20 protein-coding genes are annotated in these 20527 nt (G+C 75.0%); 10 read left to right on the top strand and 10 right to left on the bottom strand.

The genetic code is table 11. From position 1 onward, the window contains the following. Positions 1 to 20: 20 nt before the first annotated feature. Positions 21 to 314: a small hydrophobic protein gene (locus tag ABD358_RS04690; protein WP_425576259.1), complete on the bottom strand. Its 294-nt coding sequence runs from the start codon at positions 312 to 314 to the stop codon at positions 21 to 23. Between the two features lie 121 nt (positions 315 to 435). Further along, positions 436 to 846, bottom strand: coding sequence for a peptidase inhibitor family I36 protein (locus tag ABD358_RS04695; RefSeq protein ID WP_344629548.1), 411 nt, complete (start codon positions 844 to 846; stop codon positions 436 to 438). A gap of 505 nt (positions 847 to 1351) precedes the next feature. Between ABD358_RS04695 and ABD358_RS04700 the strand changes: the two genes are divergently transcribed. Both ABD358_RS04700 and ABD358_RS04705 read left to right on the top strand, forming a co-directional pair. Continuing rightward, entirely contained in the window at positions 1352 to 2548 is a 1197-nt protein-coding gene (locus tag ABD358_RS04700; protein ID WP_344629793.1) for an alpha/beta hydrolase, read from the top strand. A 57-nt stretch (positions 2549 to 2605) separates the two neighbouring features. Next, on the top strand, positions 2606 to 3499 hold the full coding sequence (locus ABD358_RS04705) for a DUF4429 domain-containing protein (RefSeq protein ID WP_344629549.1): 894 nt from the start codon (positions 2606 to 2608) through the stop codon (positions 3497 to 3499). Positions 3500 to 3550: 51 nt separating this feature from the next. On the opposite strand, the gene ABD358_RS04710 is transcribed toward ABD358_RS04705, so the two are convergent. Together ABD358_RS04710 and ABD358_RS04715 are read right to left on the bottom strand one after the other, a co-directional pair. Next, positions 3551 to 4576 (bottom strand): aldo/keto reductase, encoded by a 1026-nt coding sequence (locus ABD358_RS04710; RefSeq protein WP_344629550.1) that lies wholly within the window; start codon positions 4574 to 4576, stop codon positions 3551 to 3553. A 5-nt stretch (positions 4577 to 4581) separates the two neighbouring features. Next, positions 4582 to 5055, bottom strand: a complete 474-nt coding sequence (locus ABD358_RS04715; RefSeq protein WP_344629551.1) for a MerR family transcriptional regulator — start codon at positions 5053 to 5055, stop codon at positions 4582 to 4584. Positions 5056 to 5155: 100 nt separating this feature from the next. Here ABD358_RS04715 and ABD358_RS04720 point away from each other — a divergent pair, with 100 nt between their 5' ends. From ABD358_RS04720 to ABD358_RS04730, 3 genes are all read left to right on the top strand, one after another. Then, entirely contained in the window at positions 5156 to 5974 is an 819-nt protein-coding gene (locus ABD358_RS04720; RefSeq protein ID WP_344629552.1) for a serine hydrolase domain-containing protein, read from the top strand. Positions 5975 to 6401: 427 nt separating this feature from the next. Further along, positions 6402 to 7871, top strand: coding sequence for an amino acid permease (locus ABD358_RS04725; protein ID WP_425576242.1), 1470 nt, complete (start codon positions 6402 to 6404; stop codon positions 7869 to 7871). 191 nt (positions 7872 to 8062) lie between these two features. Further along, on the top strand, positions 8063 to 9427 hold the full coding sequence (locus tag ABD358_RS04730; protein WP_344629553.1) for an SGNH/GDSL hydrolase family protein: 1365 nt from the start codon (positions 8063 to 8065) through the stop codon (positions 9425 to 9427). Between the two features lie 51 nt (positions 9428 to 9478). Here ABD358_RS04730 and ABD358_RS04735 read toward each other — a convergent pair whose 3' ends face one another. Continuing rightward, positions 9479 to 10168 carry a maleylpyruvate isomerase family mycothiol-dependent enzyme gene (locus tag ABD358_RS04735; RefSeq protein ID WP_344629554.1) on the bottom strand — a complete coding sequence of 230 codons (690 nt, stop codon included), beginning with the start codon at positions 10166 to 10168 and terminating at the stop codon, positions 9479 to 9481. Between the two features lie 108 nt (positions 10169 to 10276). On the opposite strand from ABD358_RS04735, the gene ABD358_RS04740 reads away from it, so the two are divergent. Both ABD358_RS04740 and ABD358_RS04745 read left to right on the top strand, forming a co-directional pair. Next, positions 10277 to 11824 carry a methylated-DNA--[protein]-cysteine S-methyltransferase gene (locus tag ABD358_RS04740; RefSeq protein ID WP_344629555.1) on the top strand — a complete coding sequence of 516 codons (1548 nt, stop codon included), beginning with the start codon at positions 10277 to 10279 and terminating at the stop codon, positions 11822 to 11824. Positions 11825 to 12110: 286 nt separating this feature from the next. Further along, the gene (locus ABD358_RS04745; protein ID WP_344629556.1) at positions 12111 to 13088 is read left to right on the top strand and encodes an EamA family transporter; all 978 of its coding nucleotides are present in this window, start codon (positions 12111 to 12113) and stop codon (positions 13086 to 13088) included. A 59-nt stretch (positions 13089 to 13147) separates the two neighbouring features. On the opposite strand, the gene ABD358_RS04750 is transcribed toward ABD358_RS04745, so the two are convergent. From ABD358_RS04750 to ABD358_RS04765, 4 genes are all read right to left on the bottom strand, one after another. Continuing rightward, positions 13148 to 13822, bottom strand: coding sequence for a pirin family protein (locus tag ABD358_RS04750; RefSeq protein ID WP_344629557.1), 675 nt, complete (start codon positions 13820 to 13822; stop codon positions 13148 to 13150). A 31-nt stretch (positions 13823 to 13853) separates the two neighbouring features. Further along, entirely contained in the window at positions 13854 to 14159 is a 306-nt protein-coding gene (locus ABD358_RS04755) for a hypothetical protein (protein WP_344629558.1), read from the bottom strand. A gap of 60 nt (positions 14160 to 14219) precedes the next feature. After that, positions 14220 to 14951, bottom strand: a complete 732-nt coding sequence (locus ABD358_RS04760; RefSeq protein WP_344629559.1) for a class I SAM-dependent methyltransferase — start codon at positions 14949 to 14951, stop codon at positions 14220 to 14222. Between the two features lie 206 nt (positions 14952 to 15157). Beyond that, positions 15158 to 16144 (bottom strand): GlxA family transcriptional regulator, encoded by a 987-nt coding sequence (locus tag ABD358_RS04765; protein ID WP_425576260.1) that lies wholly within the window; start codon positions 16142 to 16144, stop codon positions 15158 to 15160. 178 nt (positions 16145 to 16322) lie between these two features. On the opposite strand from ABD358_RS04765, the gene ABD358_RS04770 reads away from it, so the two are divergent. Further along, positions 16323 to 17207: an NAD(P)-dependent oxidoreductase gene (locus ABD358_RS04770; RefSeq protein WP_344629561.1), complete on the top strand. Its 885-nt coding sequence runs from the start codon at positions 16323 to 16325 to the stop codon at positions 17205 to 17207. Positions 17208 to 17247: 40 nt separating this feature from the next. Here the strand turns inward: ABD358_RS04770 and ABD358_RS04775 are convergent, their stop codons facing one another. Continuing rightward, complete coding sequence (locus ABD358_RS04775) at positions 17248 to 17814, bottom strand: CGNR zinc finger domain-containing protein (RefSeq protein ID WP_425576243.1); 567 nt, start codon at positions 17812 to 17814, stop codon at positions 17248 to 17250. A 69-nt stretch (positions 17815 to 17883) separates the two neighbouring features. On the opposite strand from ABD358_RS04775, the gene ABD358_RS04780 reads away from it, so the two are divergent. After that, complete coding sequence (locus ABD358_RS04780; RefSeq protein ID WP_344629563.1) at positions 17884 to 19155, top strand: MFS transporter; 1272 nt, start codon at positions 17884 to 17886, stop codon at positions 19153 to 19155. 126 nt (positions 19156 to 19281) lie between these two features. After that, a complete protein-coding gene (locus tag ABD358_RS04785; RefSeq protein ID WP_344629564.1) occupies positions 19282 to 20484 on the top strand; it encodes a PucR family transcriptional regulator in 1203 nt (400 codons plus the stop codon). Positions 20485 to 20527 lie beyond the last annotated feature (43 nt).

Consider the following 20527-nt stretch of genomic DNA (forward strand, 5'->3'; position numbering starts at 1 on the left):
GGCACGTGCGCGTCACGCCGTCACGTCCACAGACCCCACGATCCGGAGGCCCCGGCGAGCCATATCAGGGCGAGAACGGTGTCGATCGCGCCCAGGACGACGGCCACCAGGGCCGTTTTCGAGCGGGCGCCCGTCCAGCGGCGGCCCATGGCGAGCCAGCCGCAGATCATCGCGATGGGGCCGAGGACGAAACCCATCACGAAGAACCCGGCGACCGCGCAGACCACTCCGATGACACCGAACGTCGAGCGTTCGTCGCCGGTGAGGTCGGCCCCGCCGCGCTGCGTGCGTCCCATGAAGCGTGAGCCCGTCATCATCCCTCCCAGGGTCGTCGGACCGGGCTGTCGGTCCGGATACCCCCGGTGGTCCGCGGGATGCCGTACGGGTACGGGAAGGGACAGGGGCGCGGGGCCCCGGGGGAGACGGCCGCGCATCTCAGCTCTCCCAGATCTTGACGGCCCGCACCTGGTAGGGCGACTTCGGCGCCCAGGAGCCCGACGGGTAGGTGTCGAACTCGCCGGTCTCGGCGCACTCCGCGCTCTGGTACGTCGTCACGGGCCGGCCCGTGCGGTTGGCGAGCGAGCCGGCGGTCGTCCCCCGTGGCAGGGGGGTGCAGCTCTCGATGTCGGTGTCCGCCAGTTCCCGGGTGTGGCGCGGCCCCCGGAAGTCCTCTCCTTCCCACAGGCACAGCCGGCCCGCCGCGCACTGCCCCAGCCGTGGCGGCTCCTCCGCGGCTCCGGCGGTCTGCGGCGTCAGGGCCGCGAGCAGGACGGCGGCCGACGGCAGGGCCGCCGTCATGGCGGCGCGGACGCCGCGTGCGGTGCGATTCGTACGTGTGCGGTGCATGTGGATCACTCCCCCGTGTCGGTCGTGCGACCAGCTTCGGCGCGGGTCGGGCGGCCTGCCAAGAGCGGACCGGCCGTTTCACCGGGACGGGTAGCGGAGTTGTCCACAGGCGCCGGGTTGTCCACAGCTTTCGGGTCGTCCACAGGCCGACGCGGCCCCGGGCGTGCCGCGGCTCGCCCGGGGCCGGAGGGACCGGTGCCTGCGGGGAGCGGCGTCGAAGGCCGGCGTCCGGGCCGCGGGGCGGTTCCACGAGGACCGCCCCGACCGGCTCGGCCCCGCCCCGCCGGCAGCCGGGCCCCACCCCCGGAGGTCGGACCCCTGCCGGGGCGCCGGGAGACCAGCGCCCGGCGCGGCACGCCTCCCGTCCGGCCGTCCCGCGCCCGTCCGAGTGGGTTCGCCCCACGGAAACGTGAGGTGGATCACGCATCGGGTACGGCTTCCCGGGCGTCTCCCAGGGTGACAGACCTGTGGCTCTCCTCTCCCTTCCGAAATCCCCTTGCACTCGATCGACGCCAAGAACGCCGCCGTCCCGGCAGTCCCGGCCGTCCCGCCCGCCGCGGGACGGGTCCTGCTCGCCCTCGCCGTGGTCCTGGTACTGCTGATCACCTCCGGCTGGACGGCCGGCCGGGGCCGGCACACCGCCCCCGGGCCGCGCACCGCCGCCCTGCTGGCCTGGCAGGAGGGCCGCATCGGCGGCCGCCCCCTCCCCGCGCCGGGATCCGAGCCCCAGGCCGTCGCCCGCTTCTTCCAGAGCCTGACCCCCGCCCAGCGGGCCCGCCTCGCGGTCCGGCACCCCCTGGTGGTGGGCAACCTCGACGGCGTTCCCGTCGGGCTGCGCTACCGCGCCAACCGCATCGCGCTCGCCCAGGCCCGCGCCGCCGAGCGAAGACGGATGACGGACCGCCGGCTGACGGACGAGGGCCGCCACGAGGCGGGCCGCCGGATGCACCGCTTCACCTCGCTGCTGCGGGCGGGACGCCAGATCCTCGCCTTCGACCCGGCCGGACGCGGCCGGGCGGTGGAGGTCTTCGGGGACCTGGAGGACGCCCAGCGGGTGTCGGTCGTGGTGCCGGGCGTGGACACCGACGTGCTGACCTTCGAGCGGACCCGGCGCCGGTACACCGCCCCGGTCGGCATGGCCCTGGCCCTGCACCGGCGCAAACGGGCCACCGCGCCCCGGGTGCGCACCGCCACCGTCGCCTGGGCCGACTACACCACGCCGCGCGGTGTCGGCATGGACGCGGCGGCGGGCGGGCTGGCCGAGGACGGCGCCCGCCGCCTGGTCTCCTTCCTGCGCGGCCTGCCCGGCCGCTCCACCGCGGCGCTGTTCTGCCACAGCTACGGCTCGGTGGTGTGCGGGGTCGCCGCCCGGGGCGGGCGGGACGAGCGGCTGCCGGACCGGGTCACCGACATCACGGTGGCGGGCAGTCCCGGAATGCGCGCCGACCGGGCGGCCGAGCTGGACGCCCCGGCCCGGGTGTGGGCGATGCGCTGCGACGGGGACTGGATCGCGGACGTGCCCCATCTGGAGTTCGGCGGTCTCGGCCACGGCGCCGACCCGGTCTCCCCCGGTTTCGGCGCCCGCCGCCTGGCCACTTCGGGCGCCGCCGGGCACACGGGCTACTTCGAGCCGGGCACCGGGAGCCTGGCCAACATGGCGGCCGTCGGTACGGGGAGCTACCACCGGGTGCACGAGCTGTGACGCGTCTGGCACGCCGGGGCGGGACGACCCGGGCCAACGGCGCATACGATGGCCCGCATGGGTGACGTACTGGCCGGAATTAACTCCTCCTGGGAGTTCGACACCGACTCCGTGCTCATCCGCTTCGAACGGGGGATCCGCACACCGAAGCTGTTCCACGTCCTGGGCGAGCGGCGTGTCCCCTACGAAGCGCTGAGGTCGATCGAGGTGGTCCCCGGCACCAGACGGGGCACGGTCGTGCTGCGCGCCGAGCCCCGGCCGGGGGCCGATCCGCTCATGGAGGCCGCGGCCGGGCAGCTCCGGGAGACCAGCGACCCCTACCGCCTGGTGCTCCCCGCCGAACGCGAGCCCCTGGCCGCCTCCTGCGCCGAAGCGGTCCGCTCCGTCCTCGGTCCGTGGGCGGAGGAGCCCGCCGACCGCCACCTGGTCGCCGCCCCGGCGCCTCCGCTGCAGTTCAAGGCGTACGACGGCAAGGTCTCCTTCGACGGGCTGGCGGTGTCCTTCCGCTGGTTCTGGACCGGGGCCTCCTCGGCCAAGTGGAAGGCGGGCGACCAGACGTTCGCCGTCGGCGAGCTGGAGGACGTCGTGTGGCGTTCGCCCGAGGTCATGGGCGGCCATCTGCGGCTGGTCCGCCGCGGTACGCGCGACCGGCCGTCCCCGGAACCCGACCAGGACCCGGCGGCCGTCGTCTTCGGGCTGGGCTACGGGCTGGTGCACGAGTCGCTGCCGCTGGCCGCCTCGGTGCTGGAGGCGGTGCGGGCGGCCGGTGCGGACCCGGGGACGGCCGGGGCGGTGGCCGTCCCCCGCGCGGAGCCGCCCGCCGCCCCGGTCCGCCCCGCGCCCGGGGACATCGCCGACCGGATACGGCACCTGGGGGAGCTCCACGAGGCCGGACTGCTCACCGACGACGAGTTCAGCACGAAGAAGGCCGAGCTCCTCGCCGAGCTGTGACGCCGCCGCGCGGGGGCGCGGCCCGCCGCACGCCCCCGCGGCCCCGTGCGGCTACTCCCGGCCCGCCGACGTGAAGTTCATGTCGGCGTAGCGGCCCCCGGCCACCCGGTCGGCGATCGGCTCCAGCGCGGCCTGCTCGTCCGCCGTCAGCTCGATCCGGGTGGCGGCGGTGTTCTCCTCGACCCGGCCGCGCCGGCGCGTGCCCGGGATCGGGACGACCGGCAGCCCGTGGACGGACGCCCGCTGCTGCACCCAGGCCAGGGCGACCTGTCCGAGGCTGACCCCGCGCGCCTGGGCGATCGCGCGCAGCGGCTCCAGCAGGGCGGCGTTGGCCGCCGCGTTCTCGCCGGTGAAGCGGGGCATCGTCCGCCGGAAGTCGTCCTCGCTCAGCTCCTTTCCGGCGTCGGTGAAGGCCCCCGTCAGGAAACCGCGGCCCAGCGGCGAGTACGGCACGAAGGTGACGCCCAGCTCCTTGGCCGCGGGGACGGCGGTGCGCTCCACGTCCCGGCTGAAGACCGACCACTCGGACTGGACCGCGGCGATCGGGTGCACGGCGTGCGCGGCGCGCAGCTCGTCACCGGTGACCTCGCTCAGTCCGAGCTGTCTGACCTTGCCCTCCGCCACCAGTTCGGCCATGGCGCCGACGGTCTCCTCGATCGGCACGTTCACGTCGCGGCGGTGCATGTAGTACAGGTCGATGGTCTCGACGCCGAGCCGCTTCAGGCTGCCCTCGACGCACTGCCGGATGTAGGGGGCGTCGTTGCGGATCCCCCGCTTGAGGGGGTCGTCGGGGTCCATGACGATGCCGAACTTGGTCGCCACCACCACTTCGTCCCGGTGCGCCTTCACGAAGGGCGCGATGAACTTCTCGTTCTCCCCGAAGCCGTACATGTCGGCGGTGTCGTAGAACGTGACGCCCAGTTCCAGGGCGCGCTCCAGGGTGGCGCGGGCCTCGTCGGCGTCCGTCGGGCCGTAGGCGAAGCTCATGCCCATGCAGCCCAGGCCCTGGACGCCGACCTCGGGTCCGTCGGCGCCGAGCCGGGTCGTGGTGATCCGCTCGGTCTTCTCCGTGCTCATGCGGTTCAGAACCTCTCCGACGCCCGCCGGGCGTCCGCGTAGAACTCGATCTTGAAGTCGAGGACGGCCAGGGTGCTCTGCAGTTCGGCGATCCTGCGCCGTACGTCCTCGCGGGTGGCGCGCAGCAGTTCCTGCCTCTCCTCGAAGGTGTGGTCGCCCGCCCGTACCAGTTCGGCGTAGCGCACCATGTCCGCGACCGGCATGCCGGTCAGGCGCAGTTTGCCGACGAAGGCCAGCCAGTCCAGGTCCCGGTTGGTGAAGCGGCGCTGCCCGGTGTGGGACCGGTCGATGTGCGGCATCAGACCGATCCGCTCGTACCAGCGCAGGGTGTGGGCGCTCAGGCCGGTGAACGCGGCGACCTCGCTGATCGTGTAGCGGTCCTGCCCGTCCGGCCTGGGGTGCGGCGTCCCCGCCGACGCGCACAGGTCCTCCAGGGGTTCGGCCGCGGTGCCGCTCGTCTGCGTCTGCGTCACGGTCATAAGGGAACGCTACGGAGTTGGAGTGCGCTCCAAGCAAGCGGAAACCGGAGGCCAAATCCCGCCATCTTCCCCCGTCCGGCCCCACGTTAGGCTCGGATCCATGGAGAGCCTGCGCACGATCGAGAACTGGCCGGTCCCCACGGCGGCGGCCGCCGTCGTCCGCGCCGACGGCACGGTGGCGGGGACGCACGGTCCCGCCGACCACCGCTTCCCGCTCGCCTCGGTCACCAAGCCCCTCGCCGCGTACGCGGTGCTGGTGGCCGTCGAGGAGGGCGCGGTGGAGCTGGACGAGCCGGCCGGTCCCGAGGGCTCGACCGTGCGGCATCTGCTCGCCCACACCTCCGGGCTGGCCTTCGACGAGCACCGCACGATGGCCGGGCCGGGCAGCCGCCGGATCTACTCCAACACGGGCTTCGAGGTCCTCGGCGACCACATCGCCAAGGCCACCGACATCCCCTTCCCCGAGTACCTGCGCGAGGCCGTGCTCACCCCGCTGGGCATGACCGCCACCGACCTGCCGGGCTCCCCCGCCAAGGACGCCGTGTCCACCCTGGCCGATCTGGTCCGCTTCGCCGCCGAGCTCCAGGCCCCGCGCCTGCTGGACCCGCGGACCGTCGCCGAGGCGACCTCCGTGGCCTTCCCCGGCCTGGCCGGCGTCCTCCCGGGCTACGGCAACCAGAAGCCCAACGACTGGGGGCTCGGCTTCGAGATCCGCGGCGGCAAGTCGCCGCACTGGACGGGCGCGTCCTCCTCGCCCCGCACCTTCGGCCACTTCGGCCAGTCCGGCACGTTCCTGTGGGTGGATCCGGACGCGGGCGCCGCCTGCGTGGCCCTGGCGGACCGCGCCTTCGGGCCCTGGGCGGTCGAGGCGTGGCCGCCCTTCACCGACGCGGTGCTGGCGGAGCTGCGCGGCCTCTGACGCGACGGGCGGCGGCGGGACGGCCGGACGCCCCGGCCCGGACCGGTGCGCCGCCGGCTCGAACACTTTCGGATGACGAGCGGGGCCGGGCGGGGTGGCGTTCCCCGCCCGGCCCCGCTCGTCATCCGAAAGTGTTCGCTCAAAGGACATTCAAGTCCGGTCAAAGATACGGTTACGATCGCGTCCGATTTGCGAACATTCGATGAATTGATGAGCCTATTTCCGTGATCCCGCTCACATGCGCTTCCTTCATCCACTCCCCCGCCCCGTGGTAGACGTTCACAACTGCCGCGGGTGACCCACCCCATGTCGCACGCGGCGGCGCCGGGCCGGCCGACCGCCGGCACGCGGGACTCCAGTCCGGGGGGGCCGGAAGACCCGACCCCGGACAGTCCGGGGTCGGACGTGGAGAAAGGCGCACACCACCATGACCCCCGAGAAGGTCACGGGCCGTACCGCCGCGGCGGGCACCACGGCCCACACGGGCCACCAGACCTCCGAGGAGGGATACCAGAGAGGTCTCGGCAGCCGTCAGGTCCAGATGATCGCCATCGGCGGCGCCATCGGAGTGGGCCTGTTCATGGGCGCCGGGGCGAACATCGCCAAGGCCGGGCCCGGCATCATCCTCATGTACGCCCTGGCGGGCGTGATCATCTTCTTCATCATGCGAGCGCTCGGCGAGCTGCTCCTCTACCGGCCCGTCTCCGGAAGCTTCGCGGAGTACGCCCGCGAGTTCCTCGGCCCCTTCTTCGGGTTCGCGACCGGCTGGACCTACTGGATGATGTGGGTCGTCACCGGCATGGCCGAGCTCACCGCGGCGGCCATCTACGTGAACTTCTGGTTCCCGGAGATCCCGCAGTGGGTCAGCGCGCTGACGTTCCTGGTGGTGCTCTTCGGCGTCAACCTGATCTCGGTGAAGATCTTCGGCGAGGTCGAGTTCTGGTTCTCGATGATCAAGGTCACGGCGATCATCGGCATGATCGTCATCGGTCTCGGCGTGCTCACCCTCGGCTTCTCCGACGCCGGCGACACCGCCGCCGCGAGCAACCTCTGGGCCCACGACGGCATCTTCCCCAACGGCATCGGCTCCAGCCTGATGACGCTCCAGGGCGTGATGTTCGCCTACCTCGCCGTCGAGCTGGTCGGTGTCACCGCGGGCGAGTCCGAGGAGCCGGAGAAGACCCTGCCCAAGGCGATCAACACCCTGCCCTGGCGCATCGCGATCTTCTACGTCGGCGCCCTCACGGTCATCCTCGCCGTGGTGGAGTGGACCGAGTTCGGACCCAATGTGAGCCCCTTCGTCCACGCCTTCGAGAAGATCGGGATTCCGCTGGGCGCCGCCATCGTCAACTTCGTGGTCCTCACCGCGGCGCTGTCGTCCTGCAACTCCGGCATGTACTCCACCGGCCGCATGCTGCGCGGCCTCGCCGTGAACTCCGAGGCCCCGAAGATCCTGGGCCGGCTGAACTCCCGCAGCACCCCGGCGGCGGGCATCACCCTCTCCGTCGCCCTGATGGGCATCGGCGTGATCCTGAACTACTTCGTTCCGGAGAAGGCCTTCGGCTACGTCACCTCGGTGGCCACCGCGGCGGGCATCTGGACCTGGGCGATGATCCTGGTCAGCCACATCCTCTACCGTCGCGCCGTCACGGCGGGCCGTCTCCCCGCCTCGTCCTTCCCGGCCCCCGGCGGCAGCGTGTGCAGCTGGATCGCGCTGCTGTTCCTGGTCTTCGTGACCTTCCTCGTCGCCCTCGACTCCGAGGCCCGCATCTCGCTGTACGTCGGCGCGGCCTGGGCCGTCGTCCTCGGCATCGGCTGGGCGGTGCGCAGGAGCCGGGTCACGGCCCGGCAGCACCTCGTCGGCGGCGAGAAGCCGCTGGAGTACGCGGGCGAGTGACGGGTGCGGCCGGCGGCCGGCCTGCGGGCCGCCGCCGGCCGACCGCCCCCCGCCGCCACCGCGCCGTACACCGCGTACTGCTGCCGTACGCCGCAGTAGCCGGGACGCGCTCTTGCCCCTCCGCCGTGCCCGGCGGCTAGCGTCACGCGCGCACGTGACGACCACCGCCCCCACCGGAGGACGCGCAGCCCATGACGCACCCCGTGAGAAGAAGACCGTCCCGCCTGTCCCGCCTGTCCGGCCTGGCCGCCGCGGCGGCCCTCGTGGCCACCGTGTTCGCGGCGTCCGCCGTGACCGGCGCCCCGCCCACCGCCGGGGAGGAGCGTGCCGGGGCCGCCTCCGGCTCCCCGGCGACCCCGGCCTCCGAGGGCCGCGCGCGGCAGTGGGTGAACTCCTGGACGTCGATGCCGCAGCTCACCGAACCCCACAACATGCCGCCCGCCCCGTTCACGCGGGACGGCCTGGTCCTGGAGGACACCACCCTGCGGCAGACCGTCCGCGTCACCGTCGGCGGGGACAGGCTGCGGCTGCGGTTCTCCAACGCCTTCGGGGGCACGGCCCTGCCCGTCACGGCCGTCTCCGTGGCGCTCCCGGCCGGCGGGAAGGCGGGGACGAGCGCGATACGCCCGGGCACCTCCCGGCCGGTGACCTTCGGCGGCCGGTCCTCCACGGTGATCCCGGTCGGGGCGCAGGCGGTCTCCGACCCGCTGGACCTCAAGGTCGCGCCCGGGACGAACCTCACCGTGACGACCTACCTGGCCGAGGGGCAGGCCTCGAACGAGATCACCTCCCACCCCGGCTCCCGGACCACCTCCCACCTGCTGCGCGGCAACCACGTCCACGCCGAGGACCTGCCGGGCGCCACCCCCACCGACCACTGGTACTTCCTCAGCGGCGTCGAGGTCCACACCAAGAAGTCCACCGCGGCGGTCGCCGTCCTGGGCGACTCGCTGACCGACGGCCGGGGCTCCACCACCAACGGCAACGACCGCTGGCCCGACCAGTGGTTCGACCGGCTCCAGTCCCGCCGGAGCACGTCCGGCATCGCCGTGCTGAACCAGGGCGCCGGCGGCAACCGGGTCCTCGACGACGGCCTGGGCCCCAACGTCCTGGCCCGGCTGGACCGCGACGTACTGGCCCAGAGCGGCGTCGAGTGGCTGATCGTCTTCGAGGGCGTCAACGACATCGGCACCGCGGAGGCCACCGAGGCGGCCCAGAAGCGGGTCGCGGACGACCTGATCGCCGCGTACGACCAGATCGTCACCCGCGCCCACGCCCAGGGCATCGAGGTCTACGGCGCGACGCTGCTGCCGTTCGGCGGGAACGGGATGTACGACGACCCGGCGGGCCTGCGCGAGCGGACCCGGCGGACGGTCAACGAGTGGATCCGCACCGGCGGCCGGTTCGACGCCGTGATCGACTTCGACCGCGCGGTGCGCGACCCGCGCGACCCCGGCCGGCTCCGGGCGGACGTCCACGACGGCGACTGGCTGCACCTGAACCCGAAGGGCTACGGGATGCTGGCCGACGCCATCCCCTACCACCTGTTCCGCTGAGGGCGTCCCGGCGGGCCCGCTCCCGCCGGGCTCTCCACGGGCCCCTGGTGCTCAGGGCACCAGGGGCCCGTCCAGGACGCGCCGCCCGGCCTCCCGGTCGCCCTCCCACACCAGCGCGTCCCCGTCGGCGGGGACGCGGCCCCACAGCGCCAGCAGGAGGTTCTCCGCGGTGCCGGAGACGGCGGCGACGGGGTCGCCGGGGCCGTACGTCCACGACGCCCCGGTGTCCGTGGCGGTCAGCCGCACGGCGTGGCCGGGCGGGGTGGCGCGGCCCCGCTCGATCTGCCGCGGTGCCATGGTGTCGAAGACCTCGGCCACGCCCTCGGCGGCGAGTTCCGCGTCCAGCGGGCGGGGCGCGCCCAGGGCGTGCTCGGCGTCCCAGCGGTGCACCAGGGTCTCCAGGCAGCGGCGCCGCCAGAAGCCGACGGTGTGCGGCGGGTGGAACGTCCAGGCCGGGGTGGACGGTTCGGCGCCGAGGGCGTCCAGCAGGGCCGCGGCCGTCTCCTCGAACCACCGCTCCAGGGCGGCCGGTTCTCGCGGTGCGGCCGGGGGCCGGTGGTCGCCGTGCCGCTCGGTGACGGCCGCCGCCGCCCACAGGTTGCCCCCGCCCAGGTGGGCGGCGAGGTCGTGCAGCGTCCAGTCGCCGCAGTGCTCCACGGGGGCGGCCGTGTCGCCTTCCAGGCAGGCCCGGAAGGCGCCGAGTTCGCGCCGCAGGTGTTCGAGGAGGGAAGCGGTGTCCACGGCCGGACCCTAGGCCGTGCCCCGCGGCCGACCACGCGATCCGGCCATCCGGCCTCCCTGTCCGTTTTCCGCTGGAACCGGAGGGCGGGCGCCGCCGAGACTGGCACCATGCACCTCGACGCCGACCGCCGCGCCTTTGAGGACGTCCCGGCCGCCGGCGTGCCCGGGGCGGTGTCGCTGCGGCTCCCCCACCGCGAGCCGCTGTTCCCGGACAGTCTCTTCGGGCATCTCGCCGCCACGGCGGTACCGGGTGTGGAGGAGTGGCGGGACGGGGCGTACCGGCGCACGGTGCGGCTGCCGCACGGGCACGGGACCGTCGCCCTGCGGCCCGGCCCCGCCCCCGGCCGGGAACCGGACGGGGAGGGCCGCGTCGACTGCCGGCTGGTGCTGAGCGACATGCGCGACCTGTCCGCCGCCGTCGGCCTGTGCCGCCGGCTGCTCGATCTGGACGCCGACCCGCTCGCGGTCGACGCGCACCTGGGCGGGGACCCGCTGCTGGCTCCGCTGGTGGCGCGGGCGCCCGGCCGCCGGGTACCCGGCACCGCGGACCCGGCCGAGTTCGCCGTGCGCGCCGTGCTGGGCCAGCAGGTCTCCACGGCCGCCGCCCGCACCCTCGCCGGCCGGCTGGTGCGGGCCCACGGCGAAGCGGTCCACGACCCGGAGGGCGGCCTGACGCACCTCTTCCCCGAGCCGGCCGCCCTGGCGGAAATGGACCCCGGGGCGCTCGCCATGCCGCGCACCCGCCGGGCCACGCTGCTCGCCCTGGTCTCCGCCCTCGCCTCCGGGGAGATCGACCTCGGGCCCGGGAGCGACCGGCGGCTCGCCCTGGCGCGGCTCGCGGCGCTGCCGGGCGTCGGTCCGTGGACCGTGGAGACGATCGCGATGCGGGCGCTCGGGGACCCGGACGCCTTCGTCGCGACCGATCTGGGGGTCCGCCTGGCCGCACGCGCCCTGGGGCTGCCCTCCTCCCCCGGCGCCCTGACCCGCCGGGCCGGGGCGTGGCGGCCCTGGCGCGCCTACGCCGTGCAGCACCTGTGGGCCACCGGCGACCACCCGATCAACCGGCTGCCGGACCGACTGCCGGACCGGGGGCCGCCGAGTACCGCGGCCCGCCCTGCACGAGAGGACACCCCCATGACCATCCGCGCCCCCGCGCGACGCCGCGTGAACACCGTGGTGGACAGCCCGTACGGTCCGCTGACGCTCGTGGCCGAGGAGGGCCGGCTCATCGGCCTCTACATGGAGCGGCAGCGCCACCGGCCGCCCGAGGAGAGCTTCGGCGAACGCGACGGGCGGCCGTTCGGCGCGGTGGAGGAGCAGCTCGGCGAGTACTTCGCCGGGCAGCGCACCGCGTTCGACCTGCCGCTGGACCTGCGGGGCACCCCGTTCCAGCGCACGGTGTGGAACGCGCTGCTGGAGATCCCGTACGGGGAGACGGTCTCGTACGGGCGGCTCGCGGAGCGGATCGGGCGGCCGGCGGCCGCGCGCGCCGTCGGCCTGGCCAACGGCAGGAACCCCGTCGGGATCATCGTCCCCTGCCACCGTGTGGTGGGGTCCACCGGCGACCTCACCGGCTACGGCGGCGGCGTGGACCGCAAGCGGCGCCTGCTGGACTTCGAACGCCGGGGCGCCGGGCAGCTCGTGCTGCCCGGCTGAGGCTTCCGGACGCGGCGGCGGGCCGGGGACGGTCCAGGCCCCGGCCCGGTACGGTTCAGGCCCCGGCCCGCCCCGGTGCGCGAGGACGCCGGTACGATCGGCGCATGAGTTCCTGGCGCAACGTTCTGCCGCCGCCGGTACGCGCCTGACGGGCGCACACCGCGACGGTCCGACCCCGAGGGTCTGATCCCGCGCCCCCGGCCGTCCCACGGCCGCCGGGGCCCGCTGTCGTGCGCCCGCTCCCGGAAACCGTCCCAGGCGCATTCGACAACGGAAGTCCACGACCGTGCAGAACCAGACCTCTCCCTCCCCGACCCCCTCCCGGCGGACCGGCACCGAACCCGGCGGGCCCGAAGCGGCGCGGCACGGCGGCGCGCTGAGCGGTCCGCTGCCCATCCTCGTCGCGGCGGTGCTGTGGGGCACCACCGGAACCGCCAGTTCCCTGGCGCCCGCCGGCGCGTCGGCGGCGGCGATCGGCGCCGCCGGGATGGCCCTCGGCGGCCTGCTGCTGTTCCTCACCTCCCGCGGCGCCCGCTCCCTGCCCGCCCGGTGCACCGGCGCCGAGCGCCGGCTGCTCGTCCTGGGCGCGCTGGCGGTGGCCGGGTACCCGCTCACCTTCTACCCGGCCGTGGCACGGACGGGCGTGGCCGTGGCCACGGTGATCGCGCTGGGCAGCGCCCCGGTCTTCACCGGGCTGCTCGCCTGGCTCACCGGGCAGGCCCGGCCCACGGCGCGCTGGACCGCCGCGACCCTGGCCGCGGTGCTCGGCTGCGTCCTCCTCGTCCTGGGGCCGCAGCTCACCGAGGGCGCCGCCCGCGTGGACGCCCTCGGCGTCCTGCTCGCCGCGCTGGCCGGACTGTCCTACGCCGCCTACTCGCTCATCGGCGGACGGCTCATCGTGCGGGGGCACTCCTCCGACGCCGTGATGGGGACGATGTTCGGCGCCGCCGCGCTGCTGGTGCTGCCCGTCCTGGTCCTCGCCGGCACGGGCTGGCTCGCCACCGCGCGCGGTGCCGCCGTGGCGCTGCACCTGGCGTTCTTCACCACGTTCCTGGCCTACCGGCTCTTCGGCCACGGGCTGCGCCGCACCACCGCGTCGGCGGCGACCACGCTGACGCTGGCCGAGCCCGCCGTCGCCGCCGTGCTGGGCGTGGCCGTCCTCGGCGAGCGCCTGCCGGCCGTGTCCTGGTGCGGGATGGCCGTCCTGGCGCTGGGCCTGGCCGTCCTCACCGCGCCCACGGGCGTCCGACGCCGGAACCGGTGACGCCGCGCGGGCCGGGACCGTCGTGCGGCGGCCCCGGCCCGCGCCCCGGCGTCCGTTCCTCAGCCGTAGGACGGCTCGGAGTGCATCTCCCAGATCAGCGCCTCGGTTCCGGAGGCGTTCCCGGCCGCCTCCAGCCCCTCCGCGTCGGTGATCCGCGCCGCGTCCCCGGGCTCCAGCAGCTCCCCGCCGATGCGCAGCCCGCCGCGCACCACGTGCACGTACACCCACGGCGCGTCCGGGATCGCCGTGCGCTGCCCCGTGCCCAGCCGCCGTACGTGGAGGACCGCGTCGGCGCGGTCCAGCCCGTACGGGGTGCCGTCGGCGATGCCGCGCACCACCTCGTACTCGGCGTCGCCGCCGAACACCCCCGGCACCAGCCACATCTGCACGAACCGCAGCGGCTCGCCGCCCGCGTTGCGCTCCACGTGGCGGATGCCGCGCCCGGCGCTCAGCCGCTGCACGTCCCCGGGCCGGACCACCGCGCGGCGTCCGGCCGAGTCCTCGTGCGTCAGCTCCCCCTCGATCACCCAGGAGACGATCTCCACGTCCGCGTGCGGGTGTTCGGCGAAGCCCGCGCCCGGCGCGAGCCGTTCCTCGTTGCAGGCGACCAGCAGTCCGAAGCGGGTGTTGGAGGGGTCGTAGAAACCGGAGAAGGAGAAGGCGTGCCGGGTCTCCACCCCGGCCGCCGCGTCACCGCCCCGATAACGGTCGGCTTCACGCCATATGTGCAGCATTCCTTCACGGTACGCGGGCGGCCCCCGGCCGTCACACGGCGGCCGTACCTCCCATCCTCAGGCGGCCGTTCGGGGCGCGGGTGCGCAGGTACCCCTCCACCTCCTCCGGGGCGGAGGCGGGCGCGAACGGGTCGAGTCCGGCGATGACCGCCACCGGCCCGCCGGACCGTGCGAAGGCCGCCCACTCCGCGCAGACCCGCGCCCGCAGGCCCAGCCCCCGGTCGTCCAGCCGGACGGACACGAGGCCGGAGCCGGCGGCCAGGGCGAGGCGCGGCCCGACGTACACCAGCGGCCGGTCCGGCCCGTCCAGTTCCAGCGCGGCGGCCAGCCGCGGCATCCGGCGCTCCGCGTCCCGCGCCGTGTCGCCCCAGGGCAGGGCCGGCGGCCCCGGGACGGCTCAGGCGGGGCGGCGGAACAGCGCCGTCCAGAGGAAGGGCTCCCCGAACCAGGGGGAGTCGGACGGCTCGTCGTTCATGCGGCGCAGCTCGACCTCCTCCAGTCCGGAGAAGATCCGGCGCAGCGACTCGGGCGTGTAGGCGAGGCCGCCGTGGAGGCGGCCCTGGCGGTACAGCTCCTCGTCGGGGAGTTCGCAGCCCATCCCCCCGGCCGCGAAGCAGGCGAGGGAGAGGTGCCCGCCGGGCGCCAGGACGCGGTCGAGGAGGGTGAGGTAGCTGATGCGGCGGTGCGGCGGCAGGTGGTGGAAGCAGCCGGAGTCGTGGATCAGGTCGTAGGGGCCGGTCAGGGCGTCCGCGCCGGAGGCGAAGGCGTCCCCGACGCGGAACCGGATGGCGGCCCCCGCCTCGCGGGCCCGTTCCTCCGCCCATGCGACGGCCTCCGGGGAGAGGTCGACGGCGTCCACCTCGAACCCCAGGGAGGCGAGGTGGAGGGCGTTGCGGCCCGGTCCGCAGCCCAGGTCGAGGGCCCGGCCCGGGGCGATCAGGCCGCGGTCGAGGTACGAGGCCAGGTTCTCGTCCGGTTTCGCGGCGAAGAACGGCACCGGCCTGGAGCGGTCGGTGTAGAAGCCGTCCCACCAGGACGCCCCGCCGTCCGTCCAGCGGTCGGCCTCGGGTGCGAACATGCCGTCCAGGAGACGCAGCACGTCGTCCACCGTGCGGATGTGGCGGTCCATCAGGTCCCCTCTCGCGTTGCCGGAACCCTAGGCGCGGGCAGCGCGGAAAGCCAGGGCGGACGGTTCGCCCCGAACGCGCAGACGACTCCCTGCCGTCCTGTCGCGAGAACCGGCAAGTCCCCCTCCAGGGCCGTGGGTGTTCGGCCGTCCACGCCCCAACACAGGGGCGGCAAGGGGGTGTTGTCCGTCCCGTCTGGGTGACTTTCTCAAATTCCCTGGGGCGCCTGCGGGGAGGGCGGTGTCCTGGGGAAGGCGCGGCGGTACTCGCCCGGCGGGACCCCGACGTGCTTCAGGAAGTGGTGGCGGAGGTTGTTGGCCGTGCCGAGGCCGCTCAGTTCGCCGATCTTCTCGACCGGCAGGTCCGTCGCCTCCAGCAGGCTCTGGGCCCTCGCCAGGCGCTGATTGAGGAGCCAGCGCAGGGGTGTGGTGCCCGTGGCGGCCCGGAGCCGCCGGTAGAACGTGCGCGGACTCATCGCCGCGCGCCGTGCCAGGTCCTCGACCGTCAGGGGTTCGTCCAGGTGCGCGCGGGCCCACTCCAGGACCGGCGCCAGACTCCCGTCGTCGGTGGCGGGCACGGAGAGGTCGACGAACTGGGCCTGGCCGCCCGGCCGGTGGGCGGGCACGACCATCCGGCGGGCGAGCCGGTTGGCGACGTGGGCGCCCAGGTCGCGGCGCACGATGTGGAGGCAGAGGTCGAGGCCGGCGGTGAGCCCGGCGCTGGTGAGGACGTCGCCGTTGTCGACGTACAGCACCGAGTCGTCGACCTCCACCTCGGGGTAGCGGGCGGCCAGTTGGGCGGTGTGCGACCAGTGGGCGGTGGCGCGGCGGCCGTCGAGCAGGCCCGCCTCGGCGAGCGCGAAGGCACCGGTGCACAGGGACACCATGCGGGCGCCGGCCTCGTGGGCGCGGCGCAGTGCCTTGATCAGGTCCGGCGGGAGCGGCTCGCCGTCCTCGACGCAGGCGTCGGGGACGGAGGGGACGATCACCGTGTCCGCGCCGACGAGGTCGTCGAGGCCGTGAGGGGACCGCAGGGTCAGGCCCGGGCCGTCGGCGGGGCCGTCCCCCGTCCCGCACAGCCGCAGGTCGTACCAGGGGTCGGCCAGGTCCGGCTGCGGCTTCCCGAAGACGGTGCAGGGGATGGCGAGTTCGTACAGGTCCCAGGAGGGGATCCCGATGCCCTCGGGCACGACCACGGCGACGGAACCGGCACCCATGCCCAGCAGCGTAGGCCACACCGCCGGCCGCGTGGCAGGAATTCGGCGACGGACGGCACCGCCGTCACTGTCCCGGACCGCCGCGCGCTGCGAGCGTGGTCCCCGTCCGAACGACGCGATCGTCCGCCGTGGGCGGACACCTGTGGGGAGTTGCGAGATGAACGCTGACCGTCCGGCCGTGACCGTCCTGGGGCTGGGGTCGATGGGCTCGGCGCTGGCCGCCGCGCTGCTGGACCGGGGGCATCCGACCACCGTGTGGAACCGCTCGGCGCACAAGGCGGAGGTGCTCGTGGGCAAGGGCGCCTCCCCGGCCGGGACCGCCGGGGAGGCGGTCGCGGCGAGCCCGCTGGTCGTCGCCTGTGTACTGGACTACGACGTGCTGCGCGCCGTCCTCGACCCCGTGGCCGGCTCCCTGGCGGGCAGGACGCTGGTCAACCTCACCTCCGGTTCGCCGGAGCAGGCCCGGGAGACCGCCGAGTGGGCGCGCTCTCACGGGGCCGGCTACCTCGACGGCGCGATCATGACCACCCCGCCGGGGGTCGGCAGCCCGGAGATGATGTTCCTCTACAGCGGCCCGGAGCCCGTCTTCGAGACCTGGCGGCCCACCCTGGCCGCCCTGGGCGACCCCCTGCACCTGGGCGGCGACCCGGGGATGGCCTCCCTCTACGACGCCGCCCTGCTCGGTCTGATGTGGGCGACGCTGACCGGCTGGCTGCACGGCACCGCGCTGGTCGGCGCGGAGGGGACGGAGGCCACGGCGTTCACCCCGATCGCCGTCCGCTGGCTGACCGCCGTGGCCGGTTTCATGACCACCTACGCGTCCCAGGTGGACGCCGGCCGCTACCCGGGCGACGACGCCACCGTCGACGTGCAGATCGCGGCGATCGACCACCTCCTCCACGCGGCCGGGGCCCGCGGCCTGGACAACGCCCTGCCCGAGCTGCTGAAGGACGCCATGGTGCGGGCGAGGGCCGCCGGGCACGGCCGGGACAGCTACGCGAGCGTGATCGAGGTCCTGCGGAACCCGTCGCCCGGCGCGTGACCGCGCCCCCGGGGGGCCGGGGCGGCCCGCGGCGGGGCTCCTACCGGCCCTCCCGCCTGCGGCGGCGGTGGGCCGCGACGCGGGCGCGGGAGGCGCAGGTCGCGGAGCAGTAGCGGCGGGCGCTCCCGGGGCCGGTGCCCAGGTAGAGGGTGGAGCAGCCCGGGGCCGCGCACTCGCCCCAGGTGGCGCGGCCGTACTCGGTGATGATCTGGGCCAGTGCCAGGGCGCCGGAGGCCAGGAACCAGTCGGCCCGGCCCGCGTCCTCGCCCCGATCGGCGTGCAGGTGCCAGGTGTGGCGTCCGCCGTGGTCGGTCAGGCGCGGGGGCCCGCCGCACTCGGCGAGGATCCCGTTGAGGGCGCGGGCGGCCCGGCCGGTGTCGGTCTCGGTCAGGACGGCGGCCAGGCGGGCGGCGGCGGCCCGCATCTCCTCCGCGGCCTCCGGGGGGAACGCCTCCTCGGTGAGGTCGTCCGGGTCCTCCCCGTGGCGGACGAGCAGGGCGACCAGCTCCTCCCTGGGCAGGCCGGGGTCCGTGCGGACCGCGTTGGCCAGGTCGAGCAGCCGCAGGGCCGGCCGGAATCCCCCCTCGGCCGCAATGTCGTTCACCATCGGCTCCTCTGCCTCTCCCCTCCGAGGGTAACGTCTTTTGCACAAAGGGCGTTACCCATGGAGGCGCGCATGCGACCGCACACCGGGCTGCGGCCCTATCTGGTCACCGCTCTCCTCGCACGGCTGGCCGGGGAGGGCATGGCGGTGGCCGTGGTGATGCTGGCGGTGCACCGCACCGGCAGCGCGGCCCAGGGCGCGTTCGTGCTCACCGCGTGGATGGCGCCGCACGTCCTCGCGGCGCCGCTGACGGGCGCCCTGGCCGAGCGGGTGCGCAGCCCCCGGCTGTTCCACTCGTGCGGGCTGGCCGGCCTGGCCTCGGGGATCGCCGCGCTGGCGGCGATCACCGGACGCGTCCCCCTGCCCGTGGTGCTGGCCGTGGCGGCGCTCGGGGGCTGCTGCGGGCCGGTGGTCACCGGCGGACTGTCGGGCCTGGTCGCCCGCCTGGTTCCCGAGGGACCGGACCGCGACCGCGCGTACGCCCTGGACGCGGCGACGTACAACGCCGTGTCGGTGGCCGGCCCCGCCCTGGTGAGCGCCGTCTCCGCACTGGCCTCCCCCGGGCCCGCCGTGGCCCTGCTGGGCGTGTCGGCGGCGTGCGCGGCCGTCCTCGCGTCCACGCTGCCGTACGGGCGGCCGGAGCCCGCCGGCGGGAGCCCCGGCGCGGAACGGTCCGCGCAAGCGCCCCTGCGCGCCGACCTCGCGGCGGGTCTGGCCACCGTGTGGCGGGTGCGCGAACTGCGCGCGGTCACGGCGGCCACCTGCCTGAACTCCCTGGGGATCGGCGGTCTGACCACCACCGCGGTGCTCCTGGCGACCGGCCTGGGCCGTCCGGACTCCGGAGGCGTGCTGATGACCGCGTTCGCCACCGGGGCGCTCGCCGGCGCCCTGGCGGTGGCCCGATGGCTGCGCTCCCTCCCGCCCCGGCTCCTGGTCTCCGTCTCCCTGTCGGGCGCCGGCCTCGTCCTGGCCGCCGCCTCGGCCGCGCCCTCGTTCCCCGTCCTGGCGGCGCTCTTCGCCGCGGCAGGGGTGTTCGAGGGGCCGCTGCTGAGCGCCACCCTGCGCATCCGGGCCGCCCACTCCCCCGCCCGGGTGCGCTCCCAGGTCTTCACCATCGGGGCGGGCCTGAAGATCTCGGCGGCGGCCTGCGGAGCCGCACTCGCCGGGATCGCCGCCTCGCTGCCCCCGTCGCTCCTGCTGCTCGGGATCGCCGTCGTCCACCTCGCCGCGGCCCTCCTCCACCGTCTCGCCCGGCCGCGGCCGCCCCGGCCCGGAGGCCGCTCCGGGACGCCGGGCCGGCGGACGGCGCCTGCCGCCCCGTCACCGCGCGGGCCGTCCCGCTGAACACGCCCCGAGCACACCCCGAGTACGCCCCGAGCACACCGCCCGGCCCGGGAGACGGCGCCCGTCCGTTGTGCGAATCCGACACCCGCCACCCGCCCCGCCGTACCAATAGGGCAGTCTTGTCCCGTGCCCGAACCCACGCAGACACCAGCACCCGACAAGCGACGCCCCCATCCGCACCCCGAGACGCTGCGGCGGCTGGAGCAGTCCTCCGGCAGGCTGGCCGCCGCCGCGCTCGCGCGGATGGGAGAGCAACTGCCGTGGTACCGCGCGATGCCGCCGGAGAACCGGTCGTGGATCGGACTGGTGGCACAGGCCGGCATCGCGGCGTTCACCGAGTGGTTCCGGCACCCGGAGACGCCGCAGGCCATCAGCACGGACGTGTTCGGCACCGCGCCGCGCGAACTGACCCGGGCCATCACCCTGCGGCAGACCGTGGAGATGGTCCGCACCACCATCGAGGTCGTGGAAGCGGCCATCGACGAGGTGGCCGCGCCCGGCGACGCGCACGTGCTGCGCGAGGCGTTGCTCGTCTACGCGCGTGAAATAGCCTTCGCCACCGCCCAGGTGTACGCGCAGGCCGCCGAGGCGCGCGGCGCGTGGGACGCGCGGCTGGAGTCGCTGGTGGTCAACGCCGTGGTCTCCGGCGAGGCCGACGAGGGGGCCGTCTCCCGCGCCGCCGCGCTGGGCTGGAGCTCCCCCGAGCACGTCGTCGTCGTGCTGGGCACCGCGCCCGACGGGGACAGCGAGTTGACCGTGGAGGCGATCCGGCGCGCCGCCCGCCACGCCAGGCTCCAGGTGCTCACCGGCGTGCTGGGCAACCGCCTGGTGGTCATCGCGGGCGGTTCGGACAACCCGCTGCACGTCGCCAGGGCGCTGATCGGGCCGTTCGCGCCCGGTCCGGTGGTGGCCGGGCCCGTGGTCCCCGACCTGCTGTCGGCGACGCGTTCGGCGCGGGCCGCCGCCGCCGGACTGAAGGCGTGCGCCGCGTGGCCGGACGCGCCGCGGCCGGTGCTGGCGGACGATCTGCTGCCGGAGCGGGCGATGGCCGGAGACCCCACCGCGCGGACACTGCTGGTGGAGGAGATCTACAGACCGCTCCAGGAAGCCGGCGCGGCGCTGCTGGAGACGCTCAGCGTCTATCTGGAGCAGGCGAGTTCCCTGGAAGGCGCGGCGCGGATGCTGTTCGTCCACCCCAACACCGTCCGCTACCGGCTTCGACGTGTGACCGACGTCACCGGATGGTCGCCCTCCGATGTCCGTTCGGCCTTCACCCTGCGCGTCGCGCTGATACTGGGACGCCTGGCCGAGCAGACCGGCCGGATATAGTCGTGCCCAACGGTTTTGTCGGCCTTCAACAATTACCCCGACC

This window comes from Streptomyces glaucosporus (assembly GCF_039533345.1).
Lineage (GTDB): Bacteria > Actinomycetota > Actinomycetes > Streptomycetales > Streptomycetaceae > Streptomyces > Streptomyces glaucosporus.